This is a genomic window from Pseudomonas cremoricolorata DSM 17059 = NBRC 16634, from assembly GCF_000425745.1.
Lineage (GTDB): Bacteria > Pseudomonadota > Gammaproteobacteria > Pseudomonadales > Pseudomonadaceae > Aquipseudomonas > Aquipseudomonas cremoricolorata.
The window spans coordinates 110,210-124,063 of record NZ_AUEA01000007.1 but is presented as its reverse complement, the minus strand read 5'-3'; the positions used below and the strand labels follow the sequence as shown (position 1 = coordinate 124,063).

Sequence of the window (13,854 nt, the reverse complement as noted above, 5' to 3'; positions counted from 1 at the left end):
GCTTTTTCATGCCTGTAGCACCCAGGCCGGGTCGAGATTGGCCTGGAGAAAATCCCGCAGCGCCTTGACCTTGACGTTCATGGCGAAACGATCTGCCACGCACAGGTACACCTGCATGGGTTCAGGCTGCGCGTAGGCCTGCCCCGGCGCCTGCAGGGCGAACAACGGCAGCAGGCGTCCCGCCTTCAGGTGCGGTCGGGCGAGAAATTCGGCCAGCCGAGCAACGCCGCCATCGTTGACGGCCATCTGCGTCAGCGCGTCGATGTCATCGCTGATCAGCACACTGCCGAACTCGGCCTCGAAGCGCTTGCCGTCGCGCACGAACCCCCAGCGCAAGAACCTGCCATCGACCGGGTAGCGAAAGGCCAGGCAACGGTGGTCACGCAGGGCCTCGGGAGACGCTGGAAAGCCCGCCTCGGCCAAATAGCCTGGCGAAGCGCAGCACACGAACGGTATGTGTGCCACCGGTCGCGCCAGCAGGTGATCGTCCAGTTGCGCGTCGATGCGCAGGCTGACATCAACCGATTCGCGCGCGTGATCGACCTTGCGATCATTCGTTAGCAGCTCTATGGAAATCCCTGGATAGCGCGCCGCGAACGCCGGAATCAGCGGCGCCAGCACATGACGACCGAACGCTGAGGTAGAGGCGATGCACAAACGACCCTGAGGTTCGCTGTCAGCCGTGGTCAGGGCCTGTTCGGCCAGCGTCAGCTCACGCTCGACCTGCCGCACCCGCTGGTAGTACTGCCAGCCGGCTGCCGTAGGCGCCAGGCTGCGGGTGGTGCGAGCCAGCAAGCGGGTGCCGAGGTGCCGCTCCAGGCGCGCCACGGTCTGGCTGACCGCCGCTGGACTCACGCCCAGGCTACGCGCACCGCCGGCGATACTACCCGCCTCGACGACTTTGACAAAACTACGGATGGCGTTGAGCAGATCCACGGTAACCCCGGCAGCATTCGTAAGTTTTGCTTTATAGAGAACTGCGCGCTGCGCGTCTACCGAGGCTCCAGCGCGCTGGCTAAGCTGCCGACTCCACTGCAAATGGGAGGTTTCATGAACGAGATTCCACAGGCCCGCGGTCGCAAGCTGCGCCCCAAGGCCACGCCGTATGTCTTCGCCTTCTACATGTCATCGATCATGGCGCTGCTGATGTGCTTCGTCATCACCGCCGCCAACTCCGGGGTCGATCAGGCCTACCTGAGCAATGTGCTCAAGGCCTATCAGCTGGCGATGCCGGTGGCGTTCTTCTGTGTGCTGGGCGTGCGGCCGCTGGTGGTACGCTTGGTAGCGCTGACCGTGCACCCGCACTGAGCGACCGGCAAAGACTCAATCAAGGCTTGGACGCGATGGCCTGCTCGATGGCGGCCCTGAACTTGGCGTCGTCGGGCTTGGTCAGGCTGGAGAACTGGCCCACCACCTTGCCCTGGCGATCGATCACGTACTTGTAGAAGTTCCACTTCGGCGCGGCGCTCTGCCGGGCCAGTTCGGTGAACAGTGGAATGGCGTCAGCGCCGCGTACCGGCTGCGCTTTGCTCATGGTGAAAGTGACGCCGTAGTTGGCGTAGCAGACCTTGGCGGTCTCGCCGCTGTCGGCGTCCTCCTGCTTGAAATCGTTGGAGGGCACGCCGAGCATCTGCAAGCCCTGCCCGTGATACTGCTGATAGGTGGCCTCCAGGCCCTGGAACTGCGGAGCGAAGCCGCAGTAGCTGGCGGTGTTGATGACCACCAGCGGCTGACCGGCAAAGCGCTCGCAGAGGTCGATCTGACCCTTGCCACGCAGCTCCGGCAGGCTGCCCTGCAACACCGCCGGGCAGTTGCCGGCCATGGCAGAACCGAAGGCGCTCAGGGTCAAAATCGGTATGGCGATCCAGCGCAAAGGTTTCACAGGTGTATTCCTCGATAGTCATCAGCCAGCAGCCTAGCACTGCCCCATGCCCAACTGCAGCAGCGCCATGCCACCGCGCTGCCACCCCCACCACGCCAGCATCAGCACCAGCAATGCGCCTGCCGCCAGCAACCACGCCACTGCCCGGCCGCTCACGAGGCCGCCTGCAAGCGCGCCACCGGACGTTCGCGCACCGGCCAGTTCAGCGCCGCCGCCATCAGGCTGAGCAGGATCGACAACTGCCAGACCAGCTCGTAACTGCCGGTGCGGTCATACACCATGCCGCCCAGCCAGCCGCCAAGGAAGGCGCCCAACTGATGGAAGAGGAAGACGATACCGCCGAGCATCGACAGATTGCGCACACCGAACAGGGTCGCCACCGTGCCGTTGGTCAGTGGCACGGTCGACAGCCACAGCAGGCCCATGGCGATGCCGAACAGGTAGGCGCTGGTGGTCGTCACCGGCAGCCACAGGAACGCGACGATCACCACCGCGCGCAACAGGTACAGGGCCGTGAGCAGGCGCGGCTTGGACATGCGCCCACCTAGCCAGCCGGCGCTGTAGGTGCCAACGATGTTGAACAACCCGACCAGCGCCAGCACCGTGGTGCCGGTGGCCGCCGGCAAGTGCTGGTCGACCAGGTAGGCCGGCAGGTGCACGCCGATGAACACCACCTGGAAGCCACAGACGAAAAAGCCCAGCGCCAGCAACCAGAACCCCGAGTGCGAGCAGGCCTCACGCAGCGCTTGGCCGAGGCTCTGTTCGACGCCGACGCTGGGTAGCGGACGGTCGCGCAGCATGCCCACCAACGGCACGATCAGCGCCACCAGCAGGCCCAGCACCAGCAACGCCGCCGACCAACCCAGGCCCTGAATCAGGCTCAGGGTGCCCGGCAGCATGGCGAACTGGCCAAACGAGCCGGCCGCGCTGGCGATGCCCATGGCCATGCTGCGCTGCTCGGCCGGCACCGCACGGCCCACCACACCGAGGATCACCGAAAACGAGGTGCCCGACAGCCCCAGGCCAATCAGCAGCCCGGCACTGAGCGACAGTGACAGCGGCGAGTCAGCCATGGCCATCAGCAGCAGGCCGGCGCTGTACAGCACTCCACCAATCAGTACCACCCGCGCCGCGCCAAGGCGGTCGGCCAGGGCTCCAGCGAACGGCTGCGCCAGCCCCCAGATCAGGTTCTGCAAGGCAATGGCCAGGGCGAACGTACCGCGGCCCCAGCCGAAATCGGCGCTCATCGGCGCCAGAAACAGCCCAAAGCCGTGCCGCACGCCCAACGACAGCGCCAGAATCAACGCCGCACCCAGCAACACCCAGCCGCTGCTGCGCCAGAGGGAAGTCATTGTTGTTATCTCTTCACCGGGGAAAGGCTGCACTGTGGCATAGCTTGGGCGCGGCTGACAGAGCGCCAGCCAGGCTTATGGCGCCAGACGCCGCAAAATCGGCTCGAACAGCGGCGTCGGGCCGCGGGGCAGAGGGTCGGGTTTACCCTGCTCCAGCGCCTGCCAGTAACGCCACGGCAGCTTGGCGTCGCCCAGTTCGTAATCCATACCGTCCCAAGTGTCTTCACGAAAGCTGTAGAACGCCCAGTGCACGGGCGTGTCATCCAGCACCTGGAGCACGTCGTTCAGGTACTGCCGGCAGCCTGGCAACTGGCGCATGCAACCGAATTCCCCGACCACCAGGCGGTTGAGCGGCAGACCCACACCCTTGGCCCATTGCATGGGCTGGCGCAAGTACTCGGCCACCCGTACGGCATCCCACGACTGCATGGCGCCGCCGAAGGGCACACTGCCAGGATAGGGGTAGGGTTTTTCACGCTTGAGGTTAGGCGCGCTGGTGGCGGTGTAGGGCTCGTACATGTGCACGCTGTACAGCGCGCGTGCATCGCTCAGCGCTCGTGGCCAATAGCTGAAGGCATCGGCGGCGGCGTACCAGCCGGCGTCGAGCATCACCGGAGTCAACGTGTCGACTTCGCGAATGGCCTTGAGCACCTGCTCATAGAAGGCCGGCAAATCTCGCGTGCCGCCGGCCTCGCGCGCGTACCAGGCCGCCATGTCGGCCGGCGAGGCGTGCTCGGCCAAGCCGCCGTGCTTTTCCGGGGCCGGTTCGTTGATCAGGTTGTAGGCGGCAACGGCAGGATGGTCTTTCAGCACATCGGCCAGATCGCGCCAGAACGCCGCCGCCTGCTGCCAGTACTCGCGGCTTTGCCACAGACGATCGTCGAACGTACCGCCGTTGTTCTGCGACCAGCGCATGCCCGGCAAGGATAACGGCGCAATCACCACCTTCAATCCCGCGGCGTGGGCGCGGTCGAGAATGGTCTTGAGCTGGGCCACGTCGCGCGCCTGCAAGCCCTGGTAGTGATCGGCATCGCCGAGCAGAAAATCCCGTCGCTCGGGCTGCCATTTGTCGTATGAGAGGCGCACCCAGGTCGCGCCGTAGCGCGCCAGGGCATCGAAGTAAGCCTGCTGTGGCGGTGCGGTATTGAAACTGTTGCCGCCCTTTTGCGGGCTGCTCCAGAAGTGCATGAGGTCGGCCGCAGAAGCGGTACTGGCAGCCAGCAGCAGAACGCTGGCGAGAAGGAATCGGAGCATGGCAAGCGCCTGGCTGAAGGGTGGGCGCTGGAGCATAGCGGCGACCAGCAGGGAATCCTTCCTCCGCAGACCTACACTAATCGTCAGATTAATCCGTAAATGGCATCGGATTTTTCCAGACAACTACAGGCACAGTGCCAGGACCAGCACACAGACCAGCTCCAGCAGCTCTAACAGCGCCCCGGCCGTATCGCCGGTGGTGCCGCCCAGTCGCTGGCACATGGCCCTGCGCAGCAGCGCAAACGCTATCGCCACCCACACCAGCGCCCATAGCGCGGTGGCCCCACCGAGCAGCAGCACCAGCGCGGCGCATCCGAGCAGTATCCAGCGCGCCTGCTGGCGCGGCAGATGCTCGGCCAGCACCGCCCCTAGCCCGCCCTGGCGCACATAAGGGGTGCTCAGCAACAGCGCGAGCAGCGCCGCGCGGCCCAGCACCGGCGCCAGCAGCAACCAGGCCCCGGCACCGCGCTCGAGCAGCACCCACAACGCGCAGAACTTGAGCAACAACACCAACACCAGGGTGACCACGGCGATCGGCCCGCTGCGCGGGTCTTTCATGATCTGCAAGGTGCGTTCGCGGTCGCCGAAACCGCCCAGCCAGGCGTCGGCGCTGTCGGCCAGGCCATCCAGATGCAAGGCGCCGCTGAGCGCCACCCACAGGCTCAGCAGCAGCGCGGCCTGCAATGGCGCCGGGGCGCCGTGCAGCAGCGCGCTGGCGCCCCACAGCAGCAGCCCGAACAAGCCGCCGACCAGCGGATAGCACAGCACCGAACGGCCCATCCGCTGGGGTGTGGGCATGCCGGGCAGGCGCACCGGCAGGCTGCTGAGAAATTGCAAGGCGATCCACCAGGGCTGCATCAGCTCGGCGCTCTCTGTTGATTGAAGGCAGGCAGGTCGAAGGCATGCTGGTCGAAGGCAGCCAGGTCTAGAGGCAACAAGGCGCCATGGCCGACCTCCACCTGCAACAATTGCTCACGCGGCAGACCGCGGGCCTGGGCCAGCAGCAGGCGCATCACCCCACCGTGGGTCACCACCAACACGCGCTGCCCGGCGTGTTCCTGGCGCAGCGCAGCCAACCCCTGGTGCACCCGCGTGGCGAATGCCGCCACTGGCTCGCCACCCGGCGGCGTGCAACTGTAAGGGTCAGCCCAGAAACGCCCCAGCGCTTCGGCATCGGTCTGCATCAATTGCGCAGCGCTGCGCCCTTCCCAATCCCCGAAGTGCAGTTCGCGCCAGGCTGGCGCCAGTTGCACCGGCAGTTGCAGACGCTCAGCCAGGGCCTCGGCAAAACGCGCGCAACGTTGCAGCGGCGAGCTGAGCAGCACGTCCCACGGCCCGGCAGCGGCCACCGCATCGTGCATCTGCTGCCAGCCGCGCTCGGTCAGGGCATCGTCGAGGCTGCCGCGCAGGCCGCCGCCCAGCTCGGTTTCGCCATGGCGCAAGAGCTCGAGGATCATGCCGGACGGTCCGCCACGGCGGCTTCGGCGAAGGTCGCCATCTGCCCGTGCAGGGCACAGGCCAGACGCAGCAGCGGCACCGCCAGCGCCGCGCCGCTGCCCTCACCCAGACGCAGGCCCAGCGCCAGCAGTGGCTCGGCCTGCAGCGCGGCCAGCACCCGCTGATGACCCGGCTCGGCGCCCTGGTGGGCAAACAGCAGCCACGCCTGACACTGCCGATTGAGGCGCACGGCGAGCAACGCGGCAACGCTGCAGATAAAGCCATCGACCAGCACCGCGATACCCGCCTGGGCACAGGCCAGGTAGGCGCCGGTGAGCGCAGCGATCTCGAAGCCGCCGACACAGGCCAGGGCGCGCAGCGGCTGCTCGGCACTCAACCCATGCAGCGCCAGCGCCTGCTCGATCACCCGCGCTTTGTGCGCCACACCAGCATCGTCAAGGCCAGTGCCCGGGCCGCTCAGTTGCGCCGCGGGGCAATCCAGCAGGGCGCAGGCCAGCGCCGCGGCGGCAGTGGTATTGCCAATGCCCATCTCGCCGCCGATGAACAACTGCGCGCCGTCCGCCTGAGCGCGGCGCACGCTCTGTTGCCCAGCCTCGAGCGCGGCGTGCAACTGCGCCTCGCTGAGCGCCGGGCCGCGAAGGAAGTTGGCGGTGCCAGCGCCGAGCCGAAGGTGGTGTACCCCGGGCAGCTCCAGGCTCGCATCGACGGTGCCCAGGTCGACCACCTCGAGGGTGGCCTGCAACTGCCGGGCAAGCACGCTGATGGCCGCCCCGCCATTGACGAAGTTGTGCAGCATTTGCCCGGTGACCGCCTGTGGATAGGCCGAGATGCCCTCCTCCACCACGCCGTGGTCGCCGGCGAACACGGCGATAGCCACGCGCTCCAGGCTCGGCCGCTCGCAGCCTTGCAGACCGGCCAGGCGCACCGCCAGCTGTTCCAGCTGGCCCAGCGAGCCGGTGGGTTTGGTCAGTTGCTGCTGACGGGCCAGGGCCTGCTCGGTGGCAGCCGGGTCAGGGGCTTGGCAGGCATCGAGCCACCAATGGCGATTCATAGGGCAGGTCCTTTCAGGGTCAGGGGCAGGCCGGCGACGCTGAGCACCACGCGTGTGCAGCGTTCGGCGACGGCCTGGTGCAGCCAGCCGGCAAGGTCGACATAGCGGCGGGTCAGCTCGCCCATGGGCACCACGCCAAGGCCGGTTTCGTTGCTCACCAGAATCACTGTGCCCGGCAGCTCGGCCAGGCAGTCGAGCAGCGCATCGCGCTCGGCGACAAGGCGGGTGTCGTCTTCGAGCATCAGTAGGTTGGTCAGCCACAAGGTCAGGCAGTCGACCAGCAGGCAGCGCTCGGCGCCGGCCTCGGCGCGCAGCACGCGGGCCAGGGCCAGCGGCTCTTCGATCAAGGCCCAGTGGCTGGGGCGCCGCTCACGGTGCAGTTGCACGCGCTGGTTCATTTCGCCGTCCAGCGGCTGACTGGTGGCGATGTAGGTCACGGCCAGGCCGCTGGCGACGGCCAGTTGCTCGGCCAGGCGGCTCTTGCCCGAGCGGGCGCCGCCAAGGATCAGGCTATGCATGCTCAGGCGACTCCGCAAAGCTCGCGCAAGTGCGCGGTGTTCAAATGGGTTTCGACAAGGTCGGCGAGCCGCTCGATGTCACGTTCGCGCAACGCTTCGTAATCGATGCGCTGCACCTCGGCCAGGCCCGCCCAGCGCAGCAGCGCGGCGCACGAGTCGCTGCCCTCGAACAAGCCATGCAGGTAGGTGGCGAGCACCTGGCCATCGGCGCTGATCGCGCCGTCGTCGCGACCATCGGCCAGACGCACTGCCGGCTGACGCAACGCCGCGCCCTCGGTGACCCCGGCGTGGATTTCATAGCCGCTCACCGCAGCCTGCTCCAGGCTCAAGGTGCCGTGGACATTGCGCAGTTGCTTGTCGGCCTGCAGCACCGTGCTGTAGTCGAGCAAGCCCAGCCCGGCGCTGCTGCCGGCCGAGCCTTCCAGGCCCAGCGGGTCGTGCACTTGGGTGCCGAGCATCTGCAAACCGCCGCAAATGCCGATCAGCTTGCCGCCATAACGCAAGTGACGGTCGATGGCCTCGGCCCAGCCGCGCTCGCGCAACTGCGCAAGGTCGGCGCGCACGCTTTTCGAGCCAGGCAGGATAATCAGGTCAGCGGCTGGAATCGCCTGGCCAGGGCCGATGAACTGCAAGTCCACTTGCGGGTGCAGACGCAGCGGGTCGAAATCGGTGTGGTTACTGATGCGCGGCAGCACCGGCACGATGACTTTCAGCACCTGCTCATGCTTGGCGCCCTGGCGGCGGTCGAGGCCGTCTTCGGCCTCCAGGTGCAGATCGCTGACGAACGGCAGCACGCCCAGCACCGGTTTGCCGGTGCGCTGCTCGAGCCAGTCGAGCCCCGGCTGGAGCAAGGCGATGTCACCGCGAAAACGGTTGATGACAAAACCCTTGACCCGCGCCTGCTCGCTCGGCGAAAGCAGCTCCAAGGTGCCGACCAGATGGGCGAACACCCCGCCACGGTTGATATCGGCCACCAGAATCACCGGGCAATCGACCGCCTCGGCAAAGCCCATGTTGGCGATGTCGCCGGCGCGCAGGTTGATCTCGGCAGGCGAGCCTGCACCTTCGACCATCACCACCGGGTAGGCCGCGCTCAGGCGCTGGTGCGATGCCAGTACCGCCTGCATGGCGATGGCCTTGTAGTCGTGGTAGGCCACCGCGTTCATGCTGGTGACCGCGCGGCCATGGATGATCACCTGCGCGCCGGTGTCGCTGTTGGGCTTGAGCAGCACCGGGTTCATGTCGGTGTGCGGCGCCAGGCGACAGGCTTGCGCCTGCACCGCCTGGGCGCGGCCGATTTCGCCACCGTCGGCGGTGACCGCGCTGTTGAGCGCCATGTTCTGCGGCTTGAACGGCACCACCGCCACGCCCTGGCGCAGCAGCCAGCGGCACAGCGCGGTGACCAGCGTGCTCTTGCCGGCATCGGAGGTGGTGCCCTGCACCATCAACGTGGTCATGCAAAGTCCTTGTGGTAAGCCGCCAGGGCCTCGGCCAGGCGCTGTTCATCGGCAGCGTTCGGCGGCAGGCCGAAGCGCAGCGCAGCGGGCTGCTGGAACAGGCGCACGAGAATGCCGCGGCGGGCGAGAAAGTCATGCAGGCGCGCAGCCTCGGGCATGCGCAGGTACTGGAACAGGTCGCAGCCACCGCTCGGCGCCAGCCCGGCGTCAGCCAACAGCGCGGCCAGGCGCGCGCTGGCCGCGGCGCAGCGGGTGGTCTGCGCGGCCTGGGCGGCGCGGTCACTCAGGCAGACCTGGCCGAGCACCCGTGTTGGACCTGCGACGGTCCAGGGCCCTAAGTAGTCGGCCAGGCGCTGCAGCAGCGCAGCCTCGGCAAGGACGAAGCCCAAACGCACGCCAGCCAGGCCGAAGAACTTGCCGAACGAGCGCAACACGATCAGCCCCGCACGCCCGGTGCAGTCGGCCAGGCTCTGCATGGGCTGGTTGTCGATGAACGCTTCATCGACCACCAGCCAGCCACCTCGCGCCGCCAGCCGCGCATGCCACTCGAGCAGACGCTGACGGGTCAGCAAGCGCCCGGTGGGGTTGTTGGGGTTGACCAGCACCAGCACATCGAGGCTATCGAGCGCCGCGTCGACCTGGCTGTCGTCCAGCTCCAGCAGGCTGTGCCCGGCGCGCCGCCAGGCATGCGGATGCTCGGCGTAGCACGGGCTGAGCACCCCGACCCGGCTGCGTCCGCGCAGCAGCGGCAAGGCCTGGATCGCCGCCTGCGAGCCGGCCACCGGCAGCAGCTGAGCAGCGTCGTAATAGCTGCGCGCGGCCTGCTCGAGGCCGTCTTCGTTTTCCGGCAAGCGTGCCCAGGCATCGTGGGCAATGCTGGGAATGGCAAAGGCCCAGGGGGCGATGCCGCTGGACAGATCCAGCCACTCGCTGCGGGCGATGCCGTAATACTGGCTGGCGCGCAGCAGCCGTCCACCGTGTTCAAGCATTCAGGTACGCCCCCACGCAGATCACCAGCAGCCACAGCCACACGCCCCGCTGCACCAGGTTCCAGCCGCGCTCGATGGCCTGGGCATCGGCCACCGGCCCTTCGCCCAGACGCGCACGCTCATGCAGCTCGCCGTGGTACACCGCCGGGCCGCCCAGCTCGACGCCCAGCGCACCGGCCCCGGCGGCCATCACCGGGCCCGCGCTGGGGCTGTCCCACAGCGGCGCCTGTCGCCGCCAGCAGCGCAGCGCCAGGCGGGTCTTGCCGAGCACCGCGTAGGTCAGCGCCACCAGCCGCGCCGGTACATAGTTGAGGCCATCGTCGATGCGCGCCGCGGCCCAGCCGAAGCGCTCGAAGCGGGCGTTGCGATAGCCCCACATGGCATCGAGGGTATTGCTCAGGCGATACAGCACCACTCCCGGTGCCCCGGCGACGATGAACCAGAACAAGGTGGCGAACACCGCGTCGCTGCCGTTCTCCAGCACCGACTCGGTGGCGGCGCGGGCCACTGCCGGTTCATCCAGCTCGGCGGTTTCACGGCTGACCAGATAGCCCACCCGGCGCCGCGCCTCGGCCAGATTCCCCTGGCGCAGCGCCTGGGCGACGGGCAGCACATGCTCACCGAGGCTGCGCATGCCCAGGGCGCAATACAGCGCCAGGGCATCGACCAGCCAGCCGATCAGCGGCAACCACGACAGCAGCAGCGCCAGCAGGGTCAGCGGCACTACGCTGATCAACCAGGCGCTGACGCCATGGCTGCGCCAGCCGCGGCCGCCGGCGTTCAGGCGACGCTCGACGGCACTGGCGAAATTGCCGAAGGCCACCAGCGGATGACGCCGCTGCGGCTCGCCGAACAACGCATCCAGGGCGACCCCAGCCACGCACAGCAAGGCCATGCTCATGGGCGTTGCTCCCAGGCGTTTTCGAACAGCAGGTCATCCAGCGGGCGCTCTTCGGCCCACTGCTCCTGCACCAGCATCGGCGCCTCGTAGAAGGCCTGCACCGGCCCCAGGCACAGCACCGCCACCGCCTTGGCACCACTCGGCATGCCCAGCAGCTGGCCAAGTGCCTGTGGATCGAACAGCGACACCCAGCCCATCCCCAGGCCTTCGGCGCGGGCCGCCAGCCACAGGTTCTGGATGGCGCAGGCCAGTGAGGCGAGGTCCATTTCCGGCAAGGTGCGGCGGCCGAAGATGTGCGCTTCGCGCTGATCCATCAGCGCTGCCACCAGCAGCTCGGCGCAGTCGTGGATGCCTTCGACCTTGAGCTGCATGAAGTCATCGGAGCGCTCGCCCAGGGCCTGGGCGGTGCGTATGCGCTCCTGCTCGACCAGCGCCTGGATGTCGTCGCGCAGCTCGGGGCGGGTGATGCGAATGAAGCGCCACGGCTGCATCAGGCCGACGCTGGGCGCCTGGTGCGCAGCGCCGAGCAGACGGCGCAGCAGCTCAGGGGCGACTTCACCGCCGGCGAAGTGGCGCATGTCGCGGCGCTCGCCGATGGCGCGGTACACCGCGGCGCGTTCGGCCGAGGAAAAGGCATGTTCGTTCATGGTCGCAACAGCGCCGCCGCCGCCTCGGGACTGGAAGGGAAATAAAAGTGCACGTACGAGGCGGTCAAGCGCCCGAGCCGATACACCGCCTCGTTGCCGCGCCCGCCATTGGGGCTCAGGCCGCGGGCGATCGGCGCGTGCTCGGTGGTGGTCAGCGAGTGGTGATAGGTGTGCCCGCGCAAGGTGCCTTCGGGCAACTCGACCGCCTGCAAGGCCAGGGCCGCCAGGCGTTTCTGCATGCTCGCCTCGCCGGGCAGCAGGCCGAGCAGCTCGGCGCGCTGGCCATCGACATCGGTCAGGCCGTCGAGCAGGTAGAGCATGCCGCCGCATTCGGCCAACAGTGGTTTGCCTTGAGCGTGGTGCTGGCGAATCGCGGCCAGCATCGAGGCGTTCGCCGCCAGCGCCTGGTGATGCAGTTCGGGGTAGCCACCGGGCAGGTATAGGCTGTCGACCGCGGGCAGCTCGGCGTCGTGCAGCGGCGAGAAGAACACCAGTTCCGCGCCTTGGGCACGCAGCAGGTCGAGGTTGGCGCCATAAAGGAAGGCGAAGGCTTCATCACGGGCCACGCCGATGCGCACGCCGGCAAGGCTCTGCGTCACGGCAAGCGGTTGCGGAGAACTGAACGTCACGGCCGGCGGCAAGGCCGCATCGCAGCTGTCGCCCAAGGCCTGCGCGGCCGCATCCAGGCGCGCATCGAGGTCGTTCAGCTCACTGGCCTGGACCAGTCCCAGATGGCGGCTGGGCAGCTCGATACCGCGCTCGCGGGACAAGCCGCCGTACCAGCGCAGGCCCTCGCTCAGGCTGCCTTCGAGCAACTGCGCGTGGCGCAGGCTGCCGACACGGTTGGCCAGCACGCCGGCGAACGGCAGGTCGGGCTGGTAACGGGCAAGACCCAGGGCCAGGGCGCCGAAGGTCTGCGCCATGGCGGTGCCGTCGATCACCGCCAGCACCGGCACACCGAAGTGACGGGCCAGATCGGCGCTGGAAGGCGTACCGTCGAACAGGCCCATGACCCCCTCGATGAGAATCAGGTCGGCTTCACCTGCCGCTTGCCACAGCAAGCGCCGGCTCTCGGCCTCGCCGATCATCCACATGTCGAGCTGATACACCGGCGCGCCGCTGGCGCGTTCGAGGATCATCGGGTCGAGAAAGTCCGGGCCACACTTGAACACCCGTACGCGGCGGCCGAGATTGCGGTGCAGCCGCGCCAGGGCGGCGGTGACGGTGGTCTTGCCCTGGCCCGAGGCCGGGGCGGCGATCAGCACCGCCGGGCAGGCACGGCTGTCGCTCACAGTTCCACGCCCTTCTGCGCGCGGATACCGGCCTGAAAGGCGTGCTTGAGCATGCCCATTTCGGTGACGGTGTCGGCCAGCTCGATCAGCTCGGGCTTGGCGCCGCGGCCGGTGACGATCACGTGTTGCATCGGCGGGCGCGCCTGCAGGTCGTTGAGCACCTGCTCAAGATCGAGGTAGCCATGCTTGAGGGCGATGTTCAGCTCATCGAGCACCACGAATTGCACGGCCGGGTCTTGCAGCAACTGCCGCGACACCGCCCAGGCGGCCTCCGCGGCGGCGATGTCGCGCTGGCGGTCCTGGGTTTCCCAGGTGAAGCCCTCGCCCATCACGTGGTAGCTGACCTGCTCGGGGAAGCGCCGGAAGAACAACTCTTCGCCGGTGCTGTTGCGGCCTTTGATGAACTGCACCACGCCGCAGCGCATGCCGTGGCCCATGGCCCGGGCGAGCATGCCGAAGGCCGAGCTGCTCTTGCCCTTGCCGTTGCCGCTGAGCACCAGCAGCAAGCCGCATTCGTTGGGGGAGTTGGCGATGCGCTCGTCGATGACGGCTTTCTTGCGCAGCATCCGCGCCAGGTGACGTTCGTCGCGCTCTGGGGATTCGCTCATGGGGGTCTCCGCGGGCTGTGGGCGGCAAGGCAGCCGCGCCGACAGATCAAATAGGCAGGCAGGCACGGGGGCGCGCAGCAGCCATGGCCTGAGCCACGGAGCACCGCGCATCACCCTCCGTGATGCCGTTTGGCAGTGACAGGCCGGTCTCCGGGCTTGTGAGTGGGCGCCATGGCCCTGTCCGCCGCGCGCCTTCCCGGGGTCGACCCAGTGGCTCTGCGCGAGGTTTGACTCACCTACCGTTGCGGGGGCAGCGCCGGACTCGCGCCCGCAAGGCGGCCACCGGCTTCCCAGTTTCACCCCGGCTAGAAATCGTTCCACGGGGCACCTGAAACACGCCGCGAAGGTTAGAGGGTTGCACCCGGAGCGTCAATGTAATGGACCGCAGGATGCGCCCGAGTGAACCACCTTGGTGATCGGCGCCTCTTAATTGCTAGTGGTGTCC

16 protein-coding genes and 1 riboswitch are annotated in these 13,854 nt (G+C 67.8%); of the genes, 1 reads left to right on the top strand and 15 read right to left on the bottom strand.

Features of this window, described 5'->3' with window-relative positions; translation table 11 throughout:
- Nucleotides 1–6: 6 nt before the first annotated feature.
- Nucleotides 7–936 (bottom strand): LysR family transcriptional regulator, encoded by a 930-nt coding sequence (locus H618_RS0109245; protein WP_028694809.1) that lies wholly within the window; start codon nucleotides 934–936, stop codon nucleotides 7–9.
- Between the two features lie 114 nt (nucleotides 937–1,050).
- Here H618_RS0109245 and H618_RS0109240 point away from each other — a divergent pair, with 114 nt between their 5' ends.
- Entirely contained in the window at nucleotides 1,051–1,308 is a 258-nt protein-coding gene (locus tag H618_RS0109240; protein ID WP_028694808.1) for a DUF2798 domain-containing protein, read from the top strand.
- A gap of 19 nt (nucleotides 1,309–1,327) precedes the next feature.
- Here the strand turns inward: H618_RS0109240 and H618_RS0109235 are convergent, their stop codons facing one another.
- The 14 genes from H618_RS0109235 to cobO form a co-directional block, all read right to left on the bottom strand.
- Nucleotides 1,328–1,822, bottom strand: a complete 495-nt coding sequence (locus tag H618_RS0109235) for a glutathione peroxidase (protein WP_050577282.1) — start codon at nucleotides 1,820–1,822, stop codon at nucleotides 1,328–1,330.
- Nucleotides 1,823–1,915: 93 nt separating this feature from the next.
- The gene (locus tag H618_RS23285; protein ID WP_281169473.1) at nucleotides 1,916–2,038 is read right to left on the bottom strand and encodes a hypothetical protein; all 123 of its coding nucleotides are present in this window, start codon (nucleotides 2,036–2,038) and stop codon (nucleotides 1,916–1,918) included.
- Nucleotides 2,035–3,234: an MFS transporter gene (locus H618_RS0109225; protein WP_028694806.1), complete on the bottom strand. Its 1,200-nt coding sequence runs from the start codon at nucleotides 3,232–3,234 to the stop codon at nucleotides 2,035–2,037. The genes H618_RS23285 and H618_RS0109225 overlap by 4 nt, the downstream gene beginning before the upstream one ends.
- Before the next feature lie 75 nt (nucleotides 3,235–3,309).
- Entirely contained in the window at nucleotides 3,310–4,422 is a 1,113-nt protein-coding gene (locus H618_RS0109220) for a glycoside hydrolase family 5 protein (protein ID WP_033727609.1), read from the bottom strand.
- A gap of 189 nt (nucleotides 4,423–4,611) precedes the next feature.
- Nucleotides 4,612–5,346 carry an adenosylcobinamide-GDP ribazoletransferase gene (locus tag H618_RS0109215; protein ID WP_028694804.1) on the bottom strand — a complete coding sequence of 245 codons (735 nt, stop codon included), beginning with the start codon at nucleotides 5,344–5,346 and terminating at the stop codon, nucleotides 4,612–4,614.
- The gene (gene cobC, locus H618_RS21480; protein WP_050577264.1) at nucleotides 5,346–5,945 is read right to left on the bottom strand and encodes an alpha-ribazole phosphatase family protein; all 600 of its coding nucleotides are present in this window, start codon (nucleotides 5,943–5,945) and stop codon (nucleotides 5,346–5,348) included. The genes H618_RS0109215 and cobC overlap by 1 nt, the downstream gene beginning before the upstream one ends.
- On the bottom strand, nucleotides 5,942–6,997 hold the full coding sequence (gene cobT / locus H618_RS0109205; RefSeq protein WP_028694803.1) for a nicotinate-nucleotide--dimethylbenzimidazole phosphoribosyltransferase: 1,056 nt from the start codon (nucleotides 6,995–6,997) through the stop codon (nucleotides 5,942–5,944). The genes cobC and cobT overlap by 4 nt, the downstream gene beginning before the upstream one ends.
- Nucleotides 6,994–7,515 (bottom strand): bifunctional adenosylcobinamide kinase/adenosylcobinamide-phosphate guanylyltransferase, encoded by a 522-nt coding sequence (cobU, locus tag H618_RS0109200; protein WP_028694802.1) that lies wholly within the window; start codon nucleotides 7,513–7,515, stop codon nucleotides 6,994–6,996. Before cobU ends, cobT begins: the two co-directional genes overlap by 4 nt.
- A gap of 2 nt (nucleotides 7,516–7,517) precedes the next feature.
- Complete coding sequence (locus tag H618_RS0109195) at nucleotides 7,518–8,972, bottom strand: cobyric acid synthase (RefSeq protein WP_028694801.1); 1,455 nt, start codon at nucleotides 8,970–8,972, stop codon at nucleotides 7,518–7,520.
- Nucleotides 8,969–9,961: a threonine-phosphate decarboxylase CobD gene (gene cobD / locus H618_RS0109190; protein WP_028694800.1), complete on the bottom strand. Its 993-nt coding sequence runs from the start codon at nucleotides 9,959–9,961 to the stop codon at nucleotides 8,969–8,971. Before cobD ends, H618_RS0109195 begins: the two co-directional genes overlap by 4 nt.
- Nucleotides 9,954–10,862 (bottom strand): adenosylcobinamide-phosphate synthase CbiB, encoded by a 909-nt coding sequence (gene cbiB, locus H618_RS0109185; RefSeq protein ID WP_028694799.1) that lies wholly within the window; start codon nucleotides 10,860–10,862, stop codon nucleotides 9,954–9,956. Before cbiB ends, cobD begins: the two co-directional genes overlap by 8 nt.
- Nucleotides 10,859–11,509 (bottom strand): 5,6-dimethylbenzimidazole synthase, encoded by a 651-nt coding sequence (gene bluB / locus H618_RS0109180; protein ID WP_028694798.1) that lies wholly within the window; start codon nucleotides 11,507–11,509, stop codon nucleotides 10,859–10,861. The genes cbiB and bluB overlap by 4 nt, the downstream gene beginning before the upstream one ends.
- Nucleotides 11,506–12,801, bottom strand: coding sequence for a cobyrinic acid a,c-diamide synthase CobB (locus H618_RS0109175; protein WP_028694797.1), 1,296 nt, complete (start codon nucleotides 12,799–12,801; stop codon nucleotides 11,506–11,508). The genes bluB and H618_RS0109175 overlap by 4 nt, the downstream gene beginning before the upstream one ends.
- Nucleotides 12,798–13,409, bottom strand: a complete 612-nt coding sequence (gene cobO / locus H618_RS0109170) for a cob(I)yrinic acid a,c-diamide adenosyltransferase (protein WP_028694796.1) — start codon at nucleotides 13,407–13,409, stop codon at nucleotides 12,798–12,800. The genes H618_RS0109175 and cobO overlap by 4 nt, the downstream gene beginning before the upstream one ends.
- Before the next feature lie 124 nt (nucleotides 13,410–13,533).
- Nucleotides 13,534–13,756: riboswitch (cobalamin riboswitch) on the bottom strand.
- Nucleotides 13,757–13,854: the final 98 nt, after the last annotated feature.